The sequence below is a fragment of the Streptomyces plumbidurans genome (genome assembly GCF_019857225.1).
Lineage (GTDB): Bacteria > Actinomycetota > Actinomycetes > Streptomycetales > Streptomycetaceae > Streptomyces > Streptomyces plumbidurans.
In genome coordinates, this window is record NZ_JAFJSY010000014.1 from 112,821 (window position 1) to 133,846 (window position 21,026).

At 70.5% G+C, this 21,026-nt stretch carries 18 protein-coding genes; 10 read left to right on the forward strand and 8 right to left on the reverse strand.

What is annotated here, in order from left to right:
* Positions 1-214: 214 nt before the first annotated feature.
* Positions 215-1,141, reverse strand: coding sequence for an oxidoreductase (locus JYK17_RS12490; protein WP_222810375.1), 927 nt, complete (start codon positions 1,139-1,141; stop codon positions 215-217).
* Positions 1,142-1,274: 133 nt separating this feature from the next.
* Between JYK17_RS12490 and JYK17_RS12495 the strand changes: the two genes are divergently transcribed.
* Positions 1,275-1,814, forward strand: coding sequence for a DUF4232 domain-containing protein (locus tag JYK17_RS12495; RefSeq protein ID WP_222810376.1), 540 nt, complete (start codon positions 1,275-1,277; stop codon positions 1,812-1,814).
* A gap of 130 nt (positions 1,815-1,944) precedes the next feature.
* On the opposite strand, the gene ppdK is transcribed toward JYK17_RS12495, so the two are convergent.
* Positions 1,945-4,665, reverse strand: coding sequence for a pyruvate, phosphate dikinase (ppdK, locus tag JYK17_RS12500; protein WP_108007653.1), 2,721 nt, complete (start codon positions 4,663-4,665; stop codon positions 1,945-1,947).
* 539 nt (positions 4,666-5,204) lie between these two features.
* Here ppdK and JYK17_RS12505 point away from each other — a divergent pair.
* The gene (locus tag JYK17_RS12505) at positions 5,205-7,031 is read left to right on the forward strand and encodes an LTA synthase family protein (RefSeq protein ID WP_181362345.1); all 1,827 of its coding nucleotides are present in this window, start codon (positions 5,205-5,207) and stop codon (positions 7,029-7,031) included.
* 262 nt (positions 7,032-7,293) lie between these two features.
* On the opposite strand, the gene dusB is transcribed toward JYK17_RS12505, so the two are convergent.
* Positions 7,294-8,367, reverse strand: coding sequence for a tRNA dihydrouridine synthase DusB (gene dusB, locus JYK17_RS12510; RefSeq protein WP_234548456.1), 1,074 nt, complete (start codon positions 8,365-8,367; stop codon positions 7,294-7,296).
* Between dusB and JYK17_RS40480 the strand changes: the two genes are divergently transcribed.
* On the forward strand, positions 8,309-8,458 hold the full coding sequence (locus tag JYK17_RS40480; protein WP_234548546.1) for a hypothetical protein: 150 nt from the start codon (positions 8,309-8,311) through the stop codon (positions 8,456-8,458). The genes dusB and JYK17_RS40480 overlap by 59 nt on opposite strands.
* A 28-nt stretch (positions 8,459-8,486) precedes the next feature.
* On the opposite strand, the gene JYK17_RS12515 is transcribed toward JYK17_RS40480, so the two are convergent.
* Positions 8,487-9,350, reverse strand: a complete 864-nt coding sequence (locus tag JYK17_RS12515) for a helix-turn-helix transcriptional regulator (protein WP_128803012.1) — start codon at positions 9,348-9,350, stop codon at positions 8,487-8,489.
* A 102-nt stretch (positions 9,351-9,452) separates the two neighbouring features.
* Between JYK17_RS12515 and JYK17_RS12520 the strand changes: the two genes are divergently transcribed.
* Positions 9,453-10,880, forward strand: coding sequence for an MFS transporter (locus JYK17_RS12520; protein ID WP_108007651.1), 1,428 nt, complete (start codon positions 9,453-9,455; stop codon positions 10,878-10,880).
* A gap of 55 nt (positions 10,881-10,935) precedes the next feature.
* Complete coding sequence (locus JYK17_RS12525) at positions 10,936-12,381, forward strand: MFS transporter (RefSeq protein WP_222810377.1); 1,446 nt, start codon at positions 10,936-10,938, stop codon at positions 12,379-12,381.
* A 152-nt stretch (positions 12,382-12,533) separates the two neighbouring features.
* Here JYK17_RS12525 and JYK17_RS12530 read toward each other — a convergent pair whose 3' ends face one another.
* Positions 12,534-13,442, reverse strand: coding sequence for a helix-turn-helix transcriptional regulator (locus JYK17_RS12530; protein WP_222810378.1), 909 nt, complete (start codon positions 13,440-13,442; stop codon positions 12,534-12,536).
* A 101-nt stretch (positions 13,443-13,543) separates the two neighbouring features.
* On the opposite strand from JYK17_RS12530, the gene JYK17_RS12535 reads away from it, so the two are divergent.
* The 3 genes from JYK17_RS12535 (at position 13,544) to JYK17_RS12545 (ending at position 16,618) form a co-directional block, all read left to right on the forward strand.
* Positions 13,544-14,971, forward strand: a complete 1,428-nt coding sequence (locus tag JYK17_RS12535; RefSeq protein ID WP_222810379.1) for an MFS transporter — start codon at positions 13,544-13,546, stop codon at positions 14,969-14,971.
* A 169-nt stretch (positions 14,972-15,140) separates the two neighbouring features.
* A complete protein-coding gene (locus tag JYK17_RS12540; protein WP_108007649.1) occupies positions 15,141-15,350 on the forward strand; it encodes a hypothetical protein in 210 nt (69 codons plus the stop codon).
* Positions 15,351-15,454: 104 nt separating this feature from the next.
* Entirely contained in the window at positions 15,455-16,618 is a 1,164-nt protein-coding gene (locus JYK17_RS12545) for a serine hydrolase domain-containing protein (RefSeq protein WP_222810380.1), read from the forward strand.
* Here JYK17_RS12545 and JYK17_RS12550 read toward each other — a convergent pair.
* Entirely contained in the window at positions 16,615-17,205 is a 591-nt protein-coding gene (locus tag JYK17_RS12550; RefSeq protein WP_108007647.1) for a TetR/AcrR family transcriptional regulator, read from the reverse strand. The genes JYK17_RS12545 and JYK17_RS12550 overlap by 4 nt on opposite strands.
* Positions 17,206-17,230: 25 nt before the next feature.
* Positions 17,231-18,241 (reverse strand): aldo/keto reductase, encoded by a 1,011-nt coding sequence (locus tag JYK17_RS12555; protein ID WP_128803006.1) that lies wholly within the window; start codon positions 18,239-18,241, stop codon positions 17,231-17,233.
* 160 nt (positions 18,242-18,401) lie between these two features.
* On the opposite strand from JYK17_RS12555, the gene JYK17_RS12560 reads away from it, so the two are divergent.
* Positions 18,402-19,448: a chitinase gene (locus JYK17_RS12560; protein WP_222810381.1), complete on the forward strand. Its 1,047-nt coding sequence runs from the start codon at positions 18,402-18,404 to the stop codon at positions 19,446-19,448.
* A gap of 4 nt (positions 19,449-19,452) precedes the next feature.
* On the opposite strand, the gene JYK17_RS12565 is transcribed toward JYK17_RS12560, so the two are convergent.
* Positions 19,453-20,064 (reverse strand): LysE family translocator, encoded by a 612-nt coding sequence (locus tag JYK17_RS12565; protein ID WP_222810382.1) that lies wholly within the window; start codon positions 20,062-20,064, stop codon positions 19,453-19,455.
* 237 nt (positions 20,065-20,301) lie between these two features.
* On the opposite strand from JYK17_RS12565, the gene JYK17_RS12570 reads away from it, so the two are divergent.
* The gene (locus tag JYK17_RS12570; RefSeq protein ID WP_234547737.1) at positions 20,302-21,006 is read left to right on the forward strand and encodes a hypothetical protein; all 705 of its coding nucleotides are present in this window, start codon (positions 20,302-20,304) and stop codon (positions 21,004-21,006) included.
* Positions 21,007-21,026: the final 20 nt, after the last annotated feature.

Sequence of the window (21,026 nt, forward strand, 5' to 3'; positions counted from 1 at the left end):
GGCCACGCCCCCGAGCGGAGCCAGGCTCGCGCCTCCAGCCGGTCGCCCTCTCACCCCGGCCAGCCGCTCGGGCGCGGCCTATCCTCGGTGACCGGCACAGCCCTGATGGCGGGCAGCACCGCGACGGCCCGACAGGCCACGCCCGGCCCGATCGGTCAGGTCCCGGCCTGACGAGTTGGGCCCCAGTCTGATGAGTCGGCCCCGTGCGGCCGGCTCACCCCTTCAATAGGTCGTACGACACCCCCGTCAGCTGCTCGGACGCGGTCCAGAGTCGTTCGCCCATTGCGTCGTTGAGGGTCCATGGCGCACGCCATGAGGGGGCGGGGGAGCCGCGCCAGTTCAGGAATGAGGGGCCGGTGAAGGAGTCGGGCCGCACGTCGGGGGCCGTTGCGGCGTACAGGGTGGGCAGCGCGCCCGCCTCCGCCGACTGGGCGAAGATCGTGTTGCCGAGGGCCATCACCCGGCCGGCGAGCCTGCGCCCCTCCATCCGGGGCGCCGTGCCCTGCAGGTTGGTGGCCGCGTAGCCGGGGTGGGCCGCGGCCGCCATCACGTCCGCGCCATGTGCCGCCAGCCTGCGCGCGAGCTCGTGCGTGAAGAGCAGGTTGGCGGTCTTGGAGCGGCCGTAGGCGATCCAACGGCGGTAGCGGCGCCCGCTGTTGAGGTCGTCGATGTCGATGTTGCCCAGCGCGTGCATCTCGCTGGAGACGGTCACCACGCGGGCGCCGGGGGTGGCGAGCAGCGCGGGCAGCAGCAGTCCGGTGAGCGCGAAGTGCCCGAGGTGGTTGACCCCGAACTGCGTCTCGAAGCCGTCCGCGGTCGTCCCGTACGGCAGCGCCATCACGCCGGCGTTGTTGACGAGCAGGTCGAGGCGGTCGTAGGAGAAGCCGTCCGCGAACTCCCTTACGCAGCTCAGGTCCCCGAGATCCAGCCGGGCCAACTCCACCTCCGCGCCCGGCACTTCACCCCGGATGTGTTCGACCGCGCCCCTCCCCCGCACCTCGCTGCGGCACGCGAGCACCACCCGTGCCCCCTTGCGCGCCAGCTCCCGCGCGGTGACGAGGCCCAGCCCGCTGTTCGCCCCCGTCACGACCGCGACGCGGCCGCGCTGGTCGGGGATGCCGTCACTGTTCCAGCCGGACATGACCGGACTCCCTCCCTCGCACGTGAACCCCACCGTGGCCGTACCCCCTGGACGACCACAACTTTTCCCGTCCGCGACGCATCCAACGCATTGACCACCATCCATCCGTTCGCCGCATGGAGGCGCAAGCGCCATGTTCACGCACTTTCCACACCTCTCCCGGCGCGGCACGGCCGCCTCTGTGACCGCCGTCCTCGCCGCGCTCGCGACCGCGGGCATCACCTGGAACGCCTCGGCCGCACCCGCGTCGCAACCGGCCGCGCGCGCCGTGCCCACCTGTACCGTCTCCGGGCTGCAGCTGTCGATGGGCCGGGCGGAGGGCGCGGCGGGCTCCCTCTACCGGCCGATCAGCTTCACCAACACCGGGCACGGCAGCTGTGCCCTGCGCGGGTACCCGGGTGTCAGCGTCCTGGACTCCAAGCACCACCAGATAGGCGCGGCCGCCACCCGCAGCGGCACCTCCTACGGCACCGTCGTCCTCGCCGCCGGCCACTCCGCCTCCGCGGTCATCCGCACCACGAACGGCCCGGTCGGCGGCGCCTGCCAACGCACCGGCAGCTACCTGCGCGTCTACCCGCCGGCCTCGTACAAGGCCGTCCTCGTCCCCGCCCACTGGAAGGTGTGCTCCCACCTCTTCCAGGTCGGCCCGGTCAACACCCAGGGCGTCATCTGAGCACCCTGCACGGGGACACACGAAGGGGGCGGCACCCCGCACAAGGTGCCGCCCCTCTTGGTGATCCGGAGCCGCCGCCCATCGGTCTTGAGGGTCGGGGACGGGCGGCGGCTCCGGGGTACGGGGTGGGTCAGCGGTGGTCGCTGCCCTCCGACTGGGTCGCCGCCCGGCCGGCCTCCAAGCGGGCCACCGGGATGCGGAACGGGGAGCAGGAGACGTAGTCCAGGCCCACCTCGTGGAAGAAGTGCACCGACTCCGGGTCACCGCCGTGCTCGCCGCAGACGCCGAGCTTCAGATCCGGGCGGGTCGCCCGCCCCGCCTTCGCCGCCAGCTCGACCAGCGAGCCGACGCCGTCCCTGTCGATGGTCTCGAAGGGGCTGACGCCGAAGATGCCCTTCTCCAGGTACGCCGTGAAGAAGCTCGCCTCCACGTCGTCCCGGCTGAAGCCCCACACCGTCTGGGTGAGGTCGTTGGTGCCGAAGGAGAAGAACTCGGCGGCCTCCGCGATCTGCCCGGCCGTGAGGGCGGCGCGCGGCAGCTCGATCATCGTGCCGATGGCGAGCTTGAGCTGCGTGCCCGTGGCCGCCTCGACCTCGGCGACGACCTGGTCGGCCTCCTCTCGGACGATCTCCAGCTCCTGGACGGTGCCGACGAGCGGGATCATGATCTCGGCGCGCGGGTCGCCCTTCGCGGCCTTGCGCTCGGCCGCGGCCTCGGCGATCGCGCGGACCTGCATGGTGAACAGTCCGGGGATGACCAGGCCGAGACGGACCCCGCGCAGGCCCAGCATCGGGTTCTGCTCGTGCAGCCGGTGCACGGCCTGCAGCAGCCGCAGGTCGTTCTCGTGGGACTCCTGGCGGGACTCCGCGAGCGCCACGCGCACCGACAGCTCGGTGATGTCCGGCAGGAACTCGTGCAGCGGCGGGTCGAGCAGGCGGATCGTCACCGGCAGGCCGTCCATCGCCGAGAACAGGTCGACGAAGTCCTTCTTCTGCAGCGGCAGCAGCGCCTTCAGGCTCTCCTCGCGCTCGTCCTCCGTATCGGCCAGGATGAGGCGCTCGACCAGCTCACGGCGGTCGCCGAGGAACATGTGCTCGGTACGGCACAGACCGATGCCCTGGGCGCCGAAGCGACGGGCGCGCAGCGCGTCCTCGGCGTTGTCCGCGTTCGCCCGCACCCGCAGCCGGCGCTTGCGGTCGGCGAACGCCATGATCCGGTGCACGGCCTCGACCAGCTCGTCGGCGTCCTGGGCGCCGGCGTGCATCCGGCCCTCGAAGTACTCGACGACCGGGGAGGGGACCACCGGGACCTCGCCGAGGTAGACCTTGCCGCTGGAGCCGTCGATGGAGATGACGTCGCCCTCTTCCACCACGTGCCCGCCGGGCACCGTCATCCGGCGGCGCTTGGTGTCGACCTCGAGGTCCTCGGCGCCGCAGACACAGGTCTTGCCCATGCCGCGCGCGACGACGGCCGCGTGGGAGGTCTTGCCGCCGCGGCTGGTCAGGATGCCCTCGGCGGCGATCATGCCGTCGAGGTCGTCGGGGTTGGTCTCGCGGCGGACCAGGATGACCTTCTCGCCGGAGCGCGACCACTTGACGGCCGTGTACGAGTCGAAGACGGCCTTGCCGACCGCCGCCCCGGGCGAGGCGGCGATACCCCGGGCGACCTGCTCGGTCTTCGCCTCGTCGTCGAAGCGCGGGAACATCAGCTGGGCGAGCTGCGCGCCGGTGACGCGCTGCAGCGCCTCGGTCTCGTCGATCAGGCCCTGGTCGACGAGCTGGGTGGCGATACGGAAGGCCGCGCCCGCCGTCCGCTTGCCGACGCGGGTCTGCAGCATCCAGAGCCGGCCGCGCTCGATGGTGAACTCGATGTCGCAGAGATCCTTGTAGTGGTTCTCCAGGGTCTCCATGATGCGCATGAGCTGGTCGTACGACGTCTTGTCGATCTGTTCCAGCTCCGCGAGCGGCACCGTGTTGCGGATGCCGGCGACGACGTCCTCGCCCTGGGCGTTCTGCAGGTAGTCGCCGTAGACGCCCTGGTGGCCGGAGGCGGGGTCGCGGGTGAAGGCGACGCCGGTGCCGGAGTCGGGGCCCAGGTTGCCGAAGACCATGGAGCAGACGTTGACGGCCGTGCCGAGGTCGCCGGGGATGCGCTCCTGGCGGCGGTAGAGCTTGGCGCGGTCGGTGTTCCAGGAGTCGAAGACCGCGTGGATGGCGAGGTCCATCTGCTCGCGCGGGTCCTGCGGGAAGTCCCGGCCGGCCTCTTTCTTGACGATCTTCTTGAAGGTGGCGACCAGCTTCTTGAGGTCGGCGGCCTCCAGCTCGGTGTCGACCGAGACCTTCTTGGTGTCCTTGGCCTTGTCAAGGGCCTCCTCGAAGAGCTCGCCGTCGACGCCGAGGACCGTCTTGCCGAACATCTGGATGAGGCGCCGGTAGGAGTCCCAGGCGAACCGCTCGTCGCCGGCCTGCTCGGCGAGGCCCTTCACGGACTTGTCGGAGAGCCCGATGTTCAGGACGGTGTCCATCATGCCCGGCATGGAGAACTTGGCGCCGGAGCGGACGGAGACCAGCAGCGGGTCGTCGGCCTGTCCGAGCTTCTTGCCCATACGGGCTTCGAGGACGTCGAGGTGTGCACTCACCTCGTCACGCAGTGCCGCCGGCTCCTCGCCGCTGTCCAGGTAGACCTTGCAGGCTTCCGTCGTGATCGTGAAGCCGGGGGGAACGGGGAGTCCCAGGTTGGTCATCTCGGCGAGGTTCGCGCCTTTGCCACCCAGGAGGTCCTTGAGGTCCTTGTTTCCCTCGGTGAAGTCGTAGACGAACTTCGCTACGTGAGGATCTTTGTTTTCCGACACGGTCTCGACTCCCTCGAGGACGCGGTGGCTGCCCTGACGGCGAGGAACATACCCAGATCGAAGGCGTCTGGGTACGTCCATGCGCGCGTCGTGCTCCTGTAACCAGCCGCCCGCCAGCGGATCGAAAGTCAAAGCTTGGCAAGCGCCGACGCGCCAATGTTTTCACTTCTTGAACGCAGCAGCGCTCATAACCGCAAATTCCCGCTCACCTGAGCGACCCTGAGCCCGTCTGATTTCGATCGATGAACGATCAAGGGGTGGCACTGGGTGCCACCCCTTGGAGAAGTGCAGCCGCTCAAGATCCGCTCATCTGAGCGTCACCCCTATCAAGGGTGGCAAGAATCACGCTCCCACAGACGCCCGGATACCACCATACGGACGGCCGCCGAGACGAAACGTGGTCAGGCGTTTGCCCGGTGTTTGCCGTGGCCCCCTGAACATCGCCCCGGAACCGGCCGTACGGACTGGTGGCGGGTCCCAGCCTCCCCAGCGTGGCCCGCCACTCCGCAGCACGGGCCTCGTACGGAAGGACCTTGGGGTTGTCTCAGGACACGAGTACGCGCCAGACGGCTGAGGCGACCGGGCCGCGCGAGCCCAGTAAGGAACTGGTCCTCGCCTCCAGGGTGACCGCACCCGCCCCGTCGACCCTCCTCTCCCGCCTGCGCGCCCTTCCGCGCCCGCACCCGCGGCGGGCCTGGCGGCGCTGGAAGGCCGCACATCCCAAACCCGCGCAGGTCATCGGCATCGCGGCGACGGCGCTCGCGCTCGCGGCCATCGTCGCGGCGCTGGTGATGCCGAACCGGTGGGAGACGTTCCGTACGGCCGAGTTCATCCGGCTGCCCGTCGAGGCCCTGCTCGGGGCGGCCGTCCTGACGGCTCTGCCGCGCCGGCCGAGGCTGATCGTGGCGGTGCTGTTCGGGCTGATCCTCGGCGTGCTGACCGTGCTGAACCTGATGGACATCGGCTTCTACCAGTACCTGGGCCGCGGCTTCAACATCATCCTGGACTGGCCCCTGCTGACCGACGCCCAGTCCTACCTCGGCGACACCCTCGGCAAGGGAACGGCCCAACTGGCGGCGATCGGAGTGATCCTCCTCATCCTCGCGATCTTCGCCGTGATGGTCCTGGCGACGGTCCGGGTCGGCAACCTGGTGGGCCGCAACCCCGGCCACTCGACCCGGGCCCTCCTCGTCCTCAGCGCCTTCTGGATGGTCTGCGCGAGCCTGAACCTGCAGAACCAGGGCGTCCCCCTCTCCGCCGAGCACACCGTCACGATGCTCAAGTACCGCGCCCAGCGGGTCCGTGACGCCATCCGCGACGAGGCCGCGTTCGGCAAGACGGCCCGTGCCGACACCTTCGGCAACACGCCGCCCAGCCAGCTGGTGCCGGACCTGCGCGGCAAGGACATGGTCTTCACGTTCATCGAGAGCTACGGCCGCAGCGCGATCGAGGACCCGGTCGAGGCACCCGGCGTCGACGCCACCCTCGACACGCGCACCAAGGCCCTCGCCAAGGCGGGCTTCCACGCCAAGAGCGGCTGGCTGACGTCGGCGACCTACGGCGGCAGCAGCTGGCTCGGCCACTCCACGACCATGTCGGGCCTGTGGATCAACAACCAGAACCGCTACCGCACCGTCACCGCGGGCAACGGCGAACACCTCACGATCACCAAGGCGTTCCAGAAGACCGGCGCCTTCGACACGGTCGGCGTCATGCCGGGTGTGCAGAAGGGCTGGCCCGAGGCGAAGTGGTACGGCCTCGACAAGGTCTACAACGCCTTCCAACTGGGCTATCAGGGCCCGAAGTTCAGCTGGTCGACGATGCCCGACCAGTACGCCCTCGAACAGTTCCAGCAGCGCGTCCACAGCAAGAAGCCGACCGACGGCAAGTCCCGCATGTCCTTCCTCATCCTCACCTCCAGCCACCAACCATGGGCCCCGATCCCGAAGATGGTCCCCTGGGACCAACTAGGAAACGGCAAGGTCTTCAACGCCATTCACGACGCAGGCAAAAAGCCGGGCGACATCCTCACCAGCTCACCCAAGTCCCAGGCGGAGTACGGCAAATCAATCCAATACTCGGTGACGGCCCTCACCGAGTGGCTGGAGCGCTACGGCAAGGACAACACCGTCCTGGTCTTCCTCGGCGACCACCAGCCCATCGCCCGCGTCAGCGGCAACCACGCCAACCGCGACGTCCCGATCTCCATAGTCGCCAAGGACCCCAAGGTCCTCGACAAGATCAGCAACTGGGGCTGGACGGACGGCCTACGCCCCGCGCACAACGCCCCGGTCTGGAAGATGAGCGCCTTCCGAGACAAGTTCCTGACGGCCTACGGCTCGACCCCGCACCCGACAACGAACTGACCAGGGGGGCCGAAAGCCGCGTACGGCGGGAAGGGGACGGGGCGGGGGTGTCCGCCCGCAGCGGCCGGCGTCGAACACCGCGCACACTCGACCAATCGGCGCCCGCCGGACCGAGGACGGACACCCCCGCCGCGGCCCCAACCCACAACGCACGACAAGGCGCTACGCGAACCCCACAATCCCGCACAGGCGCCGCAGGCACCCCACCCACGCACCGCAAGACATTCAACTCACGCACCGCAGACCAAAGGCGCCGCAGGCCTCACCCGCCGGAGGTGTCCAACTCCGCGTCCTCACCAACCCCAGCACAGTCGTACGGATCCCTCAGCCACCCGTCCGGCAGCACCACCCGGTTGTTCCCGGACGTACGCCCACGCGGCCCGTCAGCACCAGTAGGCCAAGCCTGATCAAGGTCCAACTCGTCCAGCCCGGACCGAAGTTCCCCCAGCGACGAGGTGATCGCAAGCCGCTTGCGCATCTCACTCCCGACCGCAAAGCCCTTGAGATACCAGGCCACATGCTTGCGGAAGTCGACAACCCCCTTGCCCTCGTCCCCGATCCACTCACCGAGCAACGTCGCATGCCGCACCATGATGTCCGCGACCTCCCGCAACGACGGCCGCGCGATGGCCTCCGCACGCCCCTCAAAGGCCGCCACAAGGTCGGCGAAGAGCCACGGCCGCCCGAGACACCCCCGCCCGACGACCACCCCGTCGCACCCCGTCTCCCGCACCATCCGCAGCGCGTCCTCAGCCGACCAGATGTCGCCGTTGCCGAGCACGGGGATCTCCGGCACATGCTCCTTCAGCCGCGCGATCGCGTCCCAGTCCGCCGTACCGCCGTAGTGCTGGGCAGCGGTCCGCCCGTGCAGCGCGATCGCCGTCACACCCTCCTCGACGGCGATCCGCCCGGCATCGAGAAACGTCAGGTGATCGTCGTCGATGCCCTTGCGCATCTTCATCGTGACCGGCAGATCCCCGGCCCCCGACACCGCCTCGCGCAGGATCGCCCGCAGCAGATTCCGCTTGTACGGCAGCGCCGACCCCCCACCCTTGCGCGTCACCTTCGGCACCGGGCACCCGAAGTTCAGGTCGATGTGGTCGGCCAGACCCTCCTCCGCGATCATGCGGACGGCCTTGCCGACGGTCGCGGGGTCGACGCCGTACAACTGGATGGAGCGCGGCTTCTCGCTCTCGTCGAAGCGAATGAGCTGCATGGTCTTCTCGTTGCGCTCGACCAGCGCCCGCGTCGTGATCATCTCGCTCACGAAAAGACCCTTGCCCCCGCTGAACTCCCTGCACAGGGTCCTGAAGGGCGCGTTCGTGATCCCGGCCATGGGGGCGAGCACGACAGGCGGCGCGACGGCGTACGGACCGATGGACAGCGGCTGGGACATCAACGAACTCCGGGCGGACGTACGGCGGTGATCGGGCAGGGGCAAGCTCCCATTGTCGCTCACCCGCCGGACAGCTCCGCCAGCCGCTCCAACCGCTCCTCGGTGCACTCGTCCGCCGGCACATAGGCGACCACCCGCTGGGCCGGTGCCTGCGGGGCCAGCCACATGTTGCGGTGCTCCAGGCGCAGCAGGCCCACGCGCGGATGCTGATAGCGCTTGACGTGCGCGGACATCGGCGCGACCTCGTGCCGCTCCCACAGCCGGCGGAACTCCGGCGAGGCGTCCAGGAGCCGCTTCAGCCGTGCCTCCCAGACGGGCTCGCCGACGTGCTCGGCCATGCTCGCCCGGTACTTGGCGATCAGGTCGCGCAGCATCTCGTCCCGGTCGAGGAAGTCGCGCCGCCAGCGTTCGCTGGTGGTCAGCAGCCACAGGCAGTTGCGCTGGTCCGGGGGCAGCTCGGCGGGGTCGCCGAAGACCTGGGCGTAGGGGCGGTTGGCGGCCAGGACGTCGTAGCGGGCGTTCTGCAGGGCGGCCGGGTAGGGGGCCAGGCGCTCCACGATCCGCAGGGCCGAGCGTGAGGCGACGGTGCACTCGGCCTCGGTGCGCGGGTCGGAGGTGCCGGCGAGGGCGAAGAGGTGGGCGCGCTCGGCGGCGTCCATCAGCAGCGCGCGGGCGACCGCGTCCAGCACCTGGGCGGAGATGTGGGTGGCCCGCCCCTGCTCGATCCACGTGTACCAGGTGACGCCGACCGCGGCGAGCTGCGCGACCTCCTCGCGGCGCAGCCCCGGTGTGCGGCGGCGCGCGCCGCGCGGCAGCCCGACCTGCTCGGGGGTGACGCGCTCACGGCGGCTGCGCAGGAAGGCGGCCAGCTCACGGCGGCGGACGTCGCGGTCCTGCGCGCGCTCGGGCACTACGGCGGTCATACGACCAGCGTGCCGTGTCCCCGTACACCGGTTCCAGTTGGTGGCAGTACCCGGATCAGCACCATCTGGTACCCGGCTGAGTGCCCCGGCAGCCTCCGTGACATGACCACCGCCTCCCCGCCCGGCGCCCCGACCGCCCTCCCCCACCGCAGCCTCACCCCGTCGGGCCTGTTCACCCTGCTCCTCGGCGCCGCGCTGCCGATGATCGACTTCTTCGTCGTCAATGTCGCGCTGCCGACCGTCCGGCACGATCTGGACGCCTCCGCGGCCGCCCTGGAGATGATCGTCGCGGGCTACGCGGTCGCCTACGCGGTACTGCTCGTCCTCGGCGGCAGGCTCGGCGACACCTACGGCCGGCGCCGGCTCTTCCTGTGGGGCGTGGCCGCGTTCGGGCTGACGTCGCTGGCCTGCGGGCTGGCTCCGGGTGCCTGGTGGCTGGTGGCCGGGCGGGTGGCGCAGGGTGCCGCGTCGGCGCTGCTGCTGCCGCAGGTGCTGGCCACCGTGCACGCCACGACCGAGGGCGAGCGACGGGCCCGCGCGGTGGCGCTGTACGGCTCCGTGGGCGGCGTCTCCGTGGTGCTCGGGCAGGTGCTCGGCGGCGTCCTGGTCGCCGCCGACCTCGCGGGCACCGGATGGCGCGCGGTCTTCCTGGTGAACGTTCCGGTCGCGGCGGCCGCCCTGCTGGGCGCGGTGCGCACGGTCCCCGACAGCAGGGCCGTACGCCCGGCACACGGCGACCTCACGGGCACGCTGCTGCTGGCCGCCGCCCTCACCGCCCTGCTGCTGCCGCTGACGGAGGGCCGGGCGGCCGGGCTGCCCCTGTGGTCGGTCCTCCTGCTGCTCGCGGCACCGGTGCTGGGCAGCGTCTTCTACGGCGTGCAGCGGCGCGCCGAGGAGGCGGGCGGCAGTCCGCTGCTGCCGCCGTCGCTGCTGGGCTCCCCCGGTGTGCGCAGGGGGCTGCTGCTGGGGGTGCCGGTGTTCGTCGGCTTCGGCGGCTGGATGTTCGTGAGCGCGGTCGTGCTGCAACAGGGGCTCGGCTACGGCGCCCTGGAGGCGGGGCTGGCGCTGGTGCCGATGGGGGTCGCGCAGTTCGCGGCGTCGGTGCTGGCGCCGCGGCTGGTGCGGCGGTGCGGCGGGCGGGCGGTGACGGTGAGCGCGGTGGTGCACCTGGCGGGCCTGGCCGTCGTGGCGGGCACGGCACTGGCCGTCCCGTGGCCCGGCCCGAACCCGCTGCTGCTCGCTCCGGGTTTCGCGCTGTGCGGCGCGGCGCAGGGGCTGCAGTTGCCGCTGTACTACCGGATCCTGCTGGCGGCCGTACCAGCGGAGCGCGCGGGCGCGGGCAGCGGGCTGGCCGCGACGCTCCAGCAGTCCTGCCTCGCGGTCGGCGTCGCCACGCTGGGCTCGCTGTTCCTCTCGCTCACCCCCGGCCTCGGCATGCGGGACGCGCTGGTGGTGGTCCTCGGGGTGCAGGCGGCGGGGCTGGTGGGTCTGGCGGCGCTGGGGCTGCGGCTGCCCTCGCGGCTGCCATGATCTTGTAACGGTCATTAGTTAGACGCACTATCGAAATCGTCGTACGATGGTGCGCATGCCCGAGCTGAGCCCCCGACGACGCCTGCTGGTCCTCGCGATCTGCTGCATGAGCCTGCTGATCGTCAGTCTCGACACCACGGCCCTCAATGTCGCGCTGCCCTCGATGCAGCACGAACTGGACGCCCCGACCTCGGGGCTGCAGTGGACCATCGACGCCTACACCCTGGTCCTGGCCTCGCTTCTGATGCTCGCCGGGTCCACCGCCGACCGGGTGGGCCGCAAGAAGGTCTTCATGTCGGGCCTGATCGTGTTCACCCTCGGCTCGCTGCTGTGCTCCCTCGCCCCCAACCTCGACGCGCTGATCGCCTTCCGCATGATCCAGGCGGTCGGCGGCTCGATGCTCAACCCGGTCGCGATGTCGATCATCACCAACACCTTCATGGACCCGCGCGAGCGCGCCCGGGCGATCGGCGTGTGGGGTGCGGTGGTCGGCATATCCATGGCCGCCGGTCCGCTGGTGGGCGGGCTGCTGGTGGACTCGGTCGGCTGGCGCTCGATCTTCTGGGTCAATCTGCCGGTGGGGCTGATCGCCCTGCTGTTGACCCTGCGCTTCGTCCCCGAGTCCCGCGCCCCCAAGGCCCGCCGGCCCGACCCGGTCGGCCAGGTCCTCGTCATCGCCCTGTTCGGCTCACTGACGTACGCGATCATCGAGGCCCCGGACTCCGGCTTCGGCTCGATCCTGCCGTTCGCGGCGCTCGCGGCGCTCGCGCTGGCCGGGCTGCTGTTCTACGAGCCCCGACGCGACGAACCCCTCATCGACCTGCGCTTCTTCCGCTCGGTGCCGTTCAGCGGGGCGACGGTCATCGCGATCAGCGCGTTCGCCGCGCTCGGCGGGTTCCTGTTCCTGTCGACGCTGTATCTGCAGAACGTACGGGGGCTGAGCGCGCTGCACGCCGGGCTGTGGATGCTGCCCATGGCGATGCCGATTCTCCTGTGCGCGCCGCTGTCCGGGCGGCTGGTCGGCAGCCGGGGGCCGCGGCTCTCGCTGGTGATCGCGGGGATCGCGATGACCGTGAGCGCGGTGCTGTTCGCCGCCTTCGACGCGGAGACGTCCGACGTCACGCTGTTCCTCGGGTACGTGCTGTTCGGCATCGGGTTCGGGTTCGTGAACGCGCCGATCACCAACACGGCCGTGTCGGGGATGCCGCGGGCGCAGGCGGGGGTCGCGGCGGCTGTCGCTTCTACGAGCCGGCAGTTGGGGCAGACGCTGGGGGTCGCCGTGGTGGGGTCTGTGTTGGCGTCCGGGGTGGGGGCGTCGTCGTATCGGAAGGCGTTCGTGTCGGCTTCCGTGCCGGGGTGGTGGGTGTTGGTTCTTTGCGGGGGGTTGGTGCTGGTGCTCGGGGCTGTGACTAGTGGGCGGTGGGCTCGGGGTACCGCCGAGCGGGCTGCTGAGCGGCTTGAGGCTGTTGAGGTGCGTGAGGCTGCGGGGATCAGCGCGTAGGTCCCGGGGGCGGGGCGTGGTTCGGCGGGTGCTGGTCGGTGGGGGCTGGTCGCGCAGTTCCCCGCGCCCCTAAAAGCTTGCAGTCACGTCCGCTGATCGGCTTGACCCCGCGCCCCCTGAAAGCCTGCAGTCACGTCCGCTGATTAGCTCCCCTACAAGCCTGCAGGGCTCCTCTCCAGGGCCAGGCGCTGGAGTTTCTCCAGGCGTTCCCAGGACTGGTCGTCCGCCGGGGCGTAGGTGACGATGCGGGGGCCCAGTTCGGGGCCCAGCCAGAGGTCGGTGTGGTCGACCGTGATGCGGCCGACGTAGCGGTTGTCGAACAGCTTGCGCTTGGTGCGATGGGCGATGACCTCGTGGCGGTCCCACATCTCGCAGAAGTCGGGGGACTCGGCGCGCAGCCGCTTGAGGAGCATCTTCCAGGCGGGCTCGGCGAGATGACCCGCCATCGAGGCCCGGAAGCGGGCCGCCATCGTTCGCTGGGCCTCTTCCAGGTGCACGATCGAGGAGCGCCACTCGTCGTTCGTGTACGACAGGACCAGGCAGTTGCGGTCCTCGGCCGGCACCGCGTCCAGGTCGCACAGCAGCAGTCCGTAGGTGCGGTTGTAGGCGAGGATGTCGTAGCGGCTGTTCTGCACGCAGGCGGGGACCGGTTCCAGTTGCTCCAGGACGGCCCGCACCCCGGGCGTGATGGACGGGCAGATCGTGGCGGGGGTGGGATCCACCTGGCCCGCCAATTGGAAGAGGTGGGCGCGCTCGCTGGGGTCCAGGACGAGCGTGCGGGCCAGCGCGTCGAGGACCTGGACGGAGACCTGGATGTCACGGGCCTGCTCGAGCCACGTGTACCAGGTCACGCCTACGGCCGCGAGGTGTGCGACCTCCTCGCGGCGCAGCCCCGGTGTGCGGCGCCTGCTGCCGCGGGGCAGGCCGACCTGTTCGGGGGTGATGTGCTCACGGCGGTGCCGCAGGAAGGCGGCGAGCTCGTGCCGTCGTACCGAACCGGCGTCCTTCGTCGCAGGGGTGTTGGTGCCGCCTGCCGGCCGATCCTGCGCCATGGTCGTCATGCCCCCAGCCTGCCGCCGCGCGGACCCTGTTTCCAGGTACTCCTTCTACCAGGATAAGAAGACTCTGGTACCAGTCTGCGGACAACCGCAGGCTCGACGACGTGACCGAAACCATCGCTACACGCTCCGTCCGACCACCGGCCGCGGCCCCCACGCTCGGCGGCCTCGGACTCTTCACCGTGCTGCTGGCAGCGGCACTTCCTCTCATCGACTTCTTCATCGTCAACGTCGCCCTCCCCACCATCGGCAAGGACCTGCACGCGAGCGAGGCCGTGCTCGAACTCGTCGTCGCCGGGTACGGGCTCGCGTACGCCGTGCTGCTCGTCCTCGGGGGACGGCTCGGCGACCTGTTCGGGCGGCGCCGCTTCTTTCTCGGCGGCATGGCCGCCTTCGGCCTGACCTCGCTGGCGTGCGGGCTCGCGCCCAGCGCCTGGACGCTGGTCGCCGCGCGGGTCGCGCAGGGCGCCGCCGCGGCCGCGATGCTGCCGCAGGTGCTGGCCACCATCCAGTCGGCCACCGCGGGACAGCGGCGGGCGAAGGCCATGGGGCTCTACGGCGCCACGGCCGGCCTGTCCATGGTGGCGGGCCAGATCCTCGGCGGGATCCTGGTGGCCGCCGACATCTGGGGCACCGGGTGGCGCTCGGTGTTCCTGGTGAACGTCCCCGTGGTCGTCCTGGGCCTGGTCCTGGCCGTCCGCGGGGTGCCCGAGACCCGCTCCCAGCACCCCGAGCCGGTGGACGGACCCGGCACCGTCCTGCTCGCCGCGGCCCTGCTCGCGCTCCTCGCACCGCTCACCGAGGGCCGCTCGGCGGGCTGGCCACTGTGGACCTGGCTGTCACTGGTGGCGTTCCCGTTCGTGGCGGCGGCGTTCTACGCGGTCGAGCGCCGGGCGGACCGGCAGGGCCGTACGCCGCTGGTGCCGCCGAGCCTGTTCGCGCTCACCTCGCTGCGCCGCGGTCTGGTGATGATCCTGCCGTTCTCCGTCGGCTTCAGCGGGTTCATGTTCGTGATCGCCGTCGCCCTGCAACGGGGCGCGGGGCTCGGGCCGGTACCGGCGGGGCTGGCGCTCGCGCCCATGGCCGTCGTCTTCTTCTTCGCCTCGCTCGCCGGTCCGCGACTGGTGGCCCGGTACGGCACCCGCGTGGTGACCGCCGGCGCGCTGATCCAGGGGCTCGGCGTCGGGCTGCTGGCCCTGGCCGCCTGGCGTTCCTGGCCGGACCTCGGTTTCGTCGAACTGCTGCCCGGGGCGGCGCTCGCCGGTGGGGGCCAGGCGCTCCAACTGCCCATCGTCTACCGGGTCGTGCTCTCCGAGGTGCCGCCCGCTCGGGCCGGTGTCGGCAGCGGCGTGATGATGACCACCCAGCAGTCGGCCCTGGCGCTCGGCGTGGCCGCCCTGGGCACCCTCTTCCTCTCCCTGGTTCCGGGCGACGGAATGCGCGACGCCCTGGTCACGACCCTTCTGGTGCAACTGGGGTGCGTGGTCCTGACCGGGCTGCTGAGTCTGCGTCTGCCGCGGACGATCGGCTGAGGGGGCGGTTTGCCGGGCTTCGTACGAACCGGCCGACATCGCGGCCCGCGAAGCGCCACGGAATCACCCCCCTTTCCCCACATGACGCAGAACTCCCACCGAACTCACGCCCCAGGAGCCCCTGTTGATGTTGGTCTTGCTGCACACTCCTAGCCGGAGGCGAGACATCATGCTGCAGACAGGTACGAGCAAGGTGAGCCGCTGGGACGAAGACGGGCGGGAACACACCGTCCGGGTGCTGCGCAAAGGGCCGCAGCGCACGATCAGATGTGACACCTGCGGCTGGCGCAAGGGCGCGCAGTTCCTGCCCTGGCTGAAGGCGGAGGAGCATCTGGCCGAGGCGCACCAGGCGACGGTGGACCCGTCGGCGGAGGAGTAGGCGCTCCCGCTTCCGTCCTACTCCCGCTCCCGATGACTTTTCGTCGCGGCGGCAGTCGTAGACCGGGTAAGCCGTTACGACGACCACGCCACGGAAGGCCGGCCATGAGCACTCTGCGCGAGACCCTGCAGCGCCACGTCGACGAAGGCGCCGTGCCCGGGGCCGTTGCCCTGGTGGCCCGCGGCGACGACGTCGAGGTGGTGACCGTCGGTTCGGTGGACACCGACGGCACCGCCCCGATGGCCCGGGACTCGATCTTCCGGATCGCCTCGATCACCAAGCCGATCACCGCCGCGGCGGTGCTGATGCTGATCGAGGACGGTGTGCTCGCGCTGGACTCGCCGGTCGAGGAGTGGCTGCCGGAGCTGGCGAAGCCGGTGGTGGCGCGCACGCCGTCGAGCCCCGTGGAGGACGTGGTCCCGGCGGCCCGTCCGATCACGGTCGAGGACCTGCTGAGCTCCCGCACCGGCTGGGGCTTCCCCGCCGATTTCACGCTCCCCGCGGTGCAGTCGCTGTTCACGGTGCAGAAGGACGGCCGCGCGCTCAGGTCCTGGCCCGAGGCGGGGGCCTGGCTGGCCCTGCTCGCCCAGGTGCCGATGCTGTACCAGCCGGGCGAGGCCTGGCTCTACGGCACCTCGTCCGACCTCCAGGGCATCCTGATCGCCCGCGCCTGTGGCCGTGGCCTGCCCGAATTCCTCGCGGAGCGGATCTTCGAACCGCTGGGCATGACGGACACGGCGTTCGCGGTGCCGCCGTCGAAACGGCACCGCTTCACCTCGGCGTACTCGACGAACCCGGACGGCAGTCTTGACCTCTTCGATGCCCCGGACGGCGAGTTCAGCAGTGTCCCCGACTTCCACTCGGGCGGCGGTGGCCTGGTCTCCACGGCCGACGACTGGCTGGCCTTCGCGCGCCTGCTCGTCAACTCCGGCACCAGCCCGGACGGCCACCGGCTGCTCTCCCCCACCTCGGTGAGCCGTATGACCACCAACCACCTCACGGCCCAGCAGCGCGACCGCGTCCCGCTCTTCCTGGAGGGCCAGGGCTGGGGCTACGGCGGCCAGGTCGACGTCACCCCGACCGACCCCTGGAACGTCCCCGGCCGCTACGGCTGGGTCGGCGGCACCGGCACCACGGCCCACATCGTCCCGCCGACAGCAACCATCTCCATCCTCCTCACCCAGGCAGCCATGCAGAACCCGACACCTACGCCTCTGATGCGAGACTTCTGGCGGCACGTGGCGAACGCCGGGAACAACACCCCCTAGGCCCGCAACCCCTTCACCAGCAGATCCATGACCGCCTCGAACTCCCCCTCCGCGCCCGGCAGTTCCCACTCCTTGACGTGACCCGGGTCGTGGAAGCTGCCGGTGGCACGGAAGAGGGCTCGGGCGGTGGCTTCCGGGTCGTCGGCGGCGAAGGCGCCGGATGCGACGCCGGCGCGCACGATGTCGGTCAGCTGGCCGGTCAGGTCGCATATGTGGGCGCCGACCACCTCGCCCGCCTCGCTCGCCAGTACCGAGTACGTGGCGAACAGTTCGGGATCGAGGCCCGCCTTGCGGCGCTTGGCGGCGAAGAGGGTCGCGAACCACTCGCGCACCCGGGCCTCCGGGTCCAGCCCGGTGTCCGCGGCGACGGCCGCCAGCACCTCCGTCGTCCGGTCCAGCCACCGTTTGGTCACCGCCTCGCGCAGCGCCGCCTTCGTACGGAAGTGGCGGTAGACGCTGCCGTGGCTGACGCCGAGCGCACGGGCCACGTCGACCACGGTGGCCTTCGCGGGGCCGTGGCGGCGCAGCACTTCCTCGGTGGCGGCGAGGATGCGCTCGGCGGTCAGGGTTTCGCTGGTCGCAGGCATGGCTAGACGGTACCCGGCGCCGGATTCAGCGTTCGCTGTCGAGCATGGCCATCTGCGCGGGCGCGTACCGGTCACCGGCCGCAGCGTCCGCCGGTACGGCGGCCTCGATGGCGGCGAGGTCGGCCGCGTCCAGGGTCACGTCCAGCGCACCGAGCGCCTCACCGAGCCGCTCGCGCGTGCGGGCGCCGACCAGCGGCACGATGTCCTCGCCCCGGGAGAGCACCCAGGCGATGGCGATCTGGGCGACGGAGACGCCCTTCTGCTCGGCGATCTTGCGCAGGGACTCGACCAGCGTGAGGTTGTGCTGGAGGTTCTCCCCCTGGAAGCGGGGCGAGTGGGCCCGGAAGTCGTTCGGCGCGTACTGCCGCTCGGCCGTGGCATGCCCCGAGATCAGTCCGCGGGAGAGCACACCGTAGGCGGTGACGGCGATGCCCAATTCGCGCAGGGTGGGCAGGATCTCCCGCTCGGGGCCCCGGGAGATGAGCGCGTACTCGATCTGGAGGTCGGCGATCGGGGCGGTGGCGGCGGCCCGGCGGATGGTGTCCGCACCGACCTCGCTGAGTCCGATGTGGCGGACGTATCCCTGCTCGACAAGTTCCGAGATCGCGCCGACGGTCTCCTCGATCGGCACGTTCGGGTCGAGCCGGGCGGGCCGGTAGACGTCGATATGGTCGACGCCGAGGCGCTGTAGGGAGTACGCGGCCCAGGTCTTCACGGCGGCCGGGCGGGCGTCGTAGCCGAGCCAGGAGCCGTCAGGGGCGCGGTGGGCGCCGAACTTCACGCTGATCAGCGCGTTCTCCCGCAGGGCGGCCGGGGCGGTGCGCAGGGCCTCGCTGATCAGCAGTTCGTTGTGGCCCATGCCGTAGAAGTCGCCGGTGTCGAGCAGCGTCACCCCGGCCTCCAGCGCGGCGTGGATGGTGGCGATGGACTCGGTCCGGTCCGCCTCGCCGTACATACCGGACATGCCCATGCAGCCGAGGCCGAGGGCGGAGACCTGAGGGCCGGTGGTTCCGAGGTTTCGCGTCTGAATCGTCATGACACCCACCCTTGCATGACGGCTGACAGATTTCAATATCTGTCAGCTGTCATTCCATACCCGCAACCCCAAACTGGTCCAGACCTATTGACGAAAGGTCTGGACCGCTGCACTGTCATGCCTACGACACCTCACCGCACCCCCCACCGGGAGGCCTCGCATGATCCGCCGCGCCCTGAGCCTGCTCACCGCAGCCGTCGCCACCGCCTGTCTCACCCAGCTGCCCGCCGCTCCCACCGCCTCGGCCGCCGACACCTGCGCGGTGAAGTCCAAGCCGGCCGGCAAGGTCCTGCAGGGCTACTGGGAGAACTGGGACGGCTCCGCGAACGGCGTCCATCCGCCCTTCGGCTGGACCCCGATCACCGACTCCCGTATCGCCGCGCACGGCTACAACGTGATCAACGCCGCCTTCCCCGTGATCCGTTCCGACGGAACGGCCCTGTGGGAGGACGGCATGGACTCCGGCGTGAAGGTGGCGACGCCCGCGGAGATGTGCGCGGCCAAGGACGCCGGGCAGACGATCCTGATGTCGATCGGCGGCGCGACCGCCGGCATCGATCTCAACTCCACCGCCGTGGCGGACAAGTTCGTCTCGACGATCGTCCCGATCCTGAAGAAGTACAACTTCGACGGCATCGACATCGACATCGAGACGGGCCTGACCGGCAGCGGCAGCATCGGCCAACTCTCCACGTCCCAGGCCAATCTGATCCGCATCATCGACGGCATCCTGGCCCAGATGCCGTCCAACTTCGGCCTGACCATGGCCCCGGAGACGGCCTACGTCACCGGCGGCAGCGTCACCTACGGCTCGATCTGGGGCGCCTACCTGCCGATCATCAAGAAGTACGCCGACAACGGCCGCCTGTGGTGGCTGAACATGCAGTACTACAACGGCAGCATGTACGGCTGCTCCGGCGACTCCTACTCGGCCGGCACCGTCGAGGGCTTCACCGCCCAGACCGACTGTCTCGACAAGGGCCTCGTAGTGCAGAGCACCACGGTCAAGGTGCCCTACGACAAGCAGGTCCCGGGCCTGCCCGCGCAGTCCGGAGCGGGCGGCGGCTACATGTCCCCGTCCCTGGTCTCCGATGCGTGGAAGCACTACGGCAGCTCGCTCAAGGGCCTGATGACCTGGTCGATCAACTGGGACGGGTCGAAGAACTGGACCTTCGGCGACAACGTGAAGTCGTTGCAGGGCCGTTGAGCCGCTAACGCGCCGTCAGCGCCAGCTTCGCGCCCAGCGCCACGAACGACCCCGCGAAGCTCCGCCGCAGCCACGCCATCACACGCGGCCGTGCGATGACGTGGATGCGGACCGAGGCGGCGAGCACCCCGTACGCGGCGAACACCACGAACGTCGCCAGCATGAACACCCCGCTCAGAGCCACCATTCGCGGCAGCGCGTGCGGCGCGGAGGGGTCGACGAACTGCGGCAGGAACGCGAAGAAGAAGATCGTCAGCTTGGGGTTGAGCAGATTGATCAGCACGCCCCGCACGATCACGCGCCCGGCCGAGAGCGCCGCGTCGTCCCGGTCGACCTCGATCGCCTGCTTGTCCCGCAGGGTCGCCCACGCCATGTACAGCAGATAGCCGACACCGGCGTACTTGAGGACCTGGAAGGCGGTGGCGCTCGCGTTCAGCAGGGCGGCGAGCCCGGTGACGGTGGCCAGCACATGCGGCACGATCCCCAGGGTGCAGGCGAAGGCCGCGACGACGCTCGCACGGCGGCCGCGGGACAGTCCGGCGGCGAGGGTGTAGACGACACCGGTGCCGGGGGTGGCGACGACGACCAGGGTGGTCAGGAGGAACGCGAGACTCATGGGACCACCCTGCGGATGGGGCGGCCGGGTCTACAGGTCCAATGCGGCGCCCGTATCGGGGACCAATGATCTGAGGCCGATGGTCGGGGGTCGATGATCTGGGGCCAATGATCTGGGACCCATGACCGGGGACCCACGACCGGGGCCTGACCCTGACACGCAGTCAGGGTCGGCTCAGGGGTGAGCAAGGGGGATCCCCGTTACCGCGGGGGTGCCTGTGACGGCACGCTGAGTGACATGAAGATCACCGCATTGCTCGCCGTCGGCGCCCTCGCGGCCGCCATGGTCACCGGTGCGACGGCCCTCCCGGCCGCGGCCGAACCGCCCACGCCCTCCTACGACTTCAGCGACTGCCCCGCGCTCCCGTCCGGCGTTGACCCCGCCGCGTGGAGGTGCGAAGTCCTCACCGCCACGGGGTCGATGACCCTCGGCCGCACCACCGTGCCCGAGCTGTCACCGATCACCATCACCCACGCCGAGGGCCCCCTGCCGGACGGCGGCAAGGGCCAGGTCTACGGCGGCCTGCAGGGCGCCCCCACGGCCGTTCCGGGCCACCACCACATGTCCCTGCGCCCGGAGTACGGCGGCCGCTCCGACTTCTACTCGGTCGGCAACAGCCTCGGCCTGTTCACGATGCGCTTCCGCGTCCTCGACCCGCTGCTGCCGCACGGCTGCACGATCGGCAGGGACACCCCGATCGAGCTTCGCCTTCAGCGCTCCGGTGACTCGGAGTGGATCTCGCAGAATCCGCCGGTCATCAAATTCGACGCCTACGACGACACCTTCACGGCCCCACGGGCAGCGGGCTGCGGCCCCCTGAACCCCCTGGTCAACCACCGGCTGGGACTCCCGAGCCGCACCGGCAACACGATCGAGCTGTCGGCGACGTACACCTTCAGGACCTACGACGCCCTGGACATACCGAACGCCGGAGGGAACTGACCGAGGTCGGTCCCGTCCGG

Bases quoted from the DNA above. Each gene is read 5' to 3' on its own strand.
- JYK17_RS12555 (WP_128803006.1), bottom strand. From the start codon at position 18,241: ATGACGATTCAGACGCGAAACCTCGGAACCACCGGCCCTCAGGTCTCC.
- JYK17_RS12495 (WP_222810376.1), top strand. From the start codon at position 1,275: ATGTTCACGCACTTTCCACACCTCTCCCGGCGCGGCACGGCCGCCTCT.
- JYK17_RS12550 (WP_108007647.1), bottom strand. From the start codon at position 17,205: ATGCCTGCGACCAGCGAAACCCTGACCGCCGAGCGCATCCTCGCCGCC.
- JYK17_RS12515 (WP_128803012.1), bottom strand. From the start codon at position 9,350: ATGACCGCCGTAGTGCCCGAGCGCGCGCAGGACCGCGACGTCCGCCGC.
- JYK17_RS12560 (WP_222810381.1), top strand. From the start codon at position 18,402: ATGATCCGCCGCGCCCTGAGCCTGCTCACCGCAGCCGTCGCCACCGCC.
- JYK17_RS12565 (WP_222810382.1), bottom strand. From the start codon at position 20,064: ATGAGTCTCGCGTTCCTCCTGACCACCCTGGTCGTCGTCGCCACCCCC.
- JYK17_RS12525 (WP_222810377.1), top strand. From the start codon at position 10,936: ATGCCCGAGCTGAGCCCCCGACGACGCCTGCTGGTCCTCGCGATCTGC.
- JYK17_RS12530 (WP_222810378.1), bottom strand. From the start codon at position 13,442: ATGACGACCATGGCGCAGGATCGGCCGGCAGGCGGCACCAACACCCCT.
- dusB (WP_234548456.1), bottom strand. From the start codon at position 8,367: ATGGCCGGGATCACGAACGCGCCCTTCAGGACCCTGTGCAGGGAGTTC.
- JYK17_RS12570 (WP_234547737.1), top strand. From the start codon at position 20,302: ATGAAGATCACCGCATTGCTCGCCGTCGGCGCCCTCGCGGCCGCCATG.
- JYK17_RS12545 (WP_222810380.1), top strand. From the start codon at position 15,455: ATGAGCACTCTGCGCGAGACCCTGCAGCGCCACGTCGACGAAGGCGCC.
- JYK17_RS12540 (WP_108007649.1), top strand. From the start codon at position 15,141: ATGCTGCAGACAGGTACGAGCAAGGTGAGCCGCTGGGACGAAGACGGG.
- JYK17_RS12490 (WP_222810375.1), bottom strand. From the start codon at position 1,141: ATGTCCGGCTGGAACAGTGACGGCATCCCCGACCAGCGCGGCCGCGTC.
- JYK17_RS12520 (WP_108007651.1), top strand. From the start codon at position 9,453: ATGACCACCGCCTCCCCGCCCGGCGCCCCGACCGCCCTCCCCCACCGC.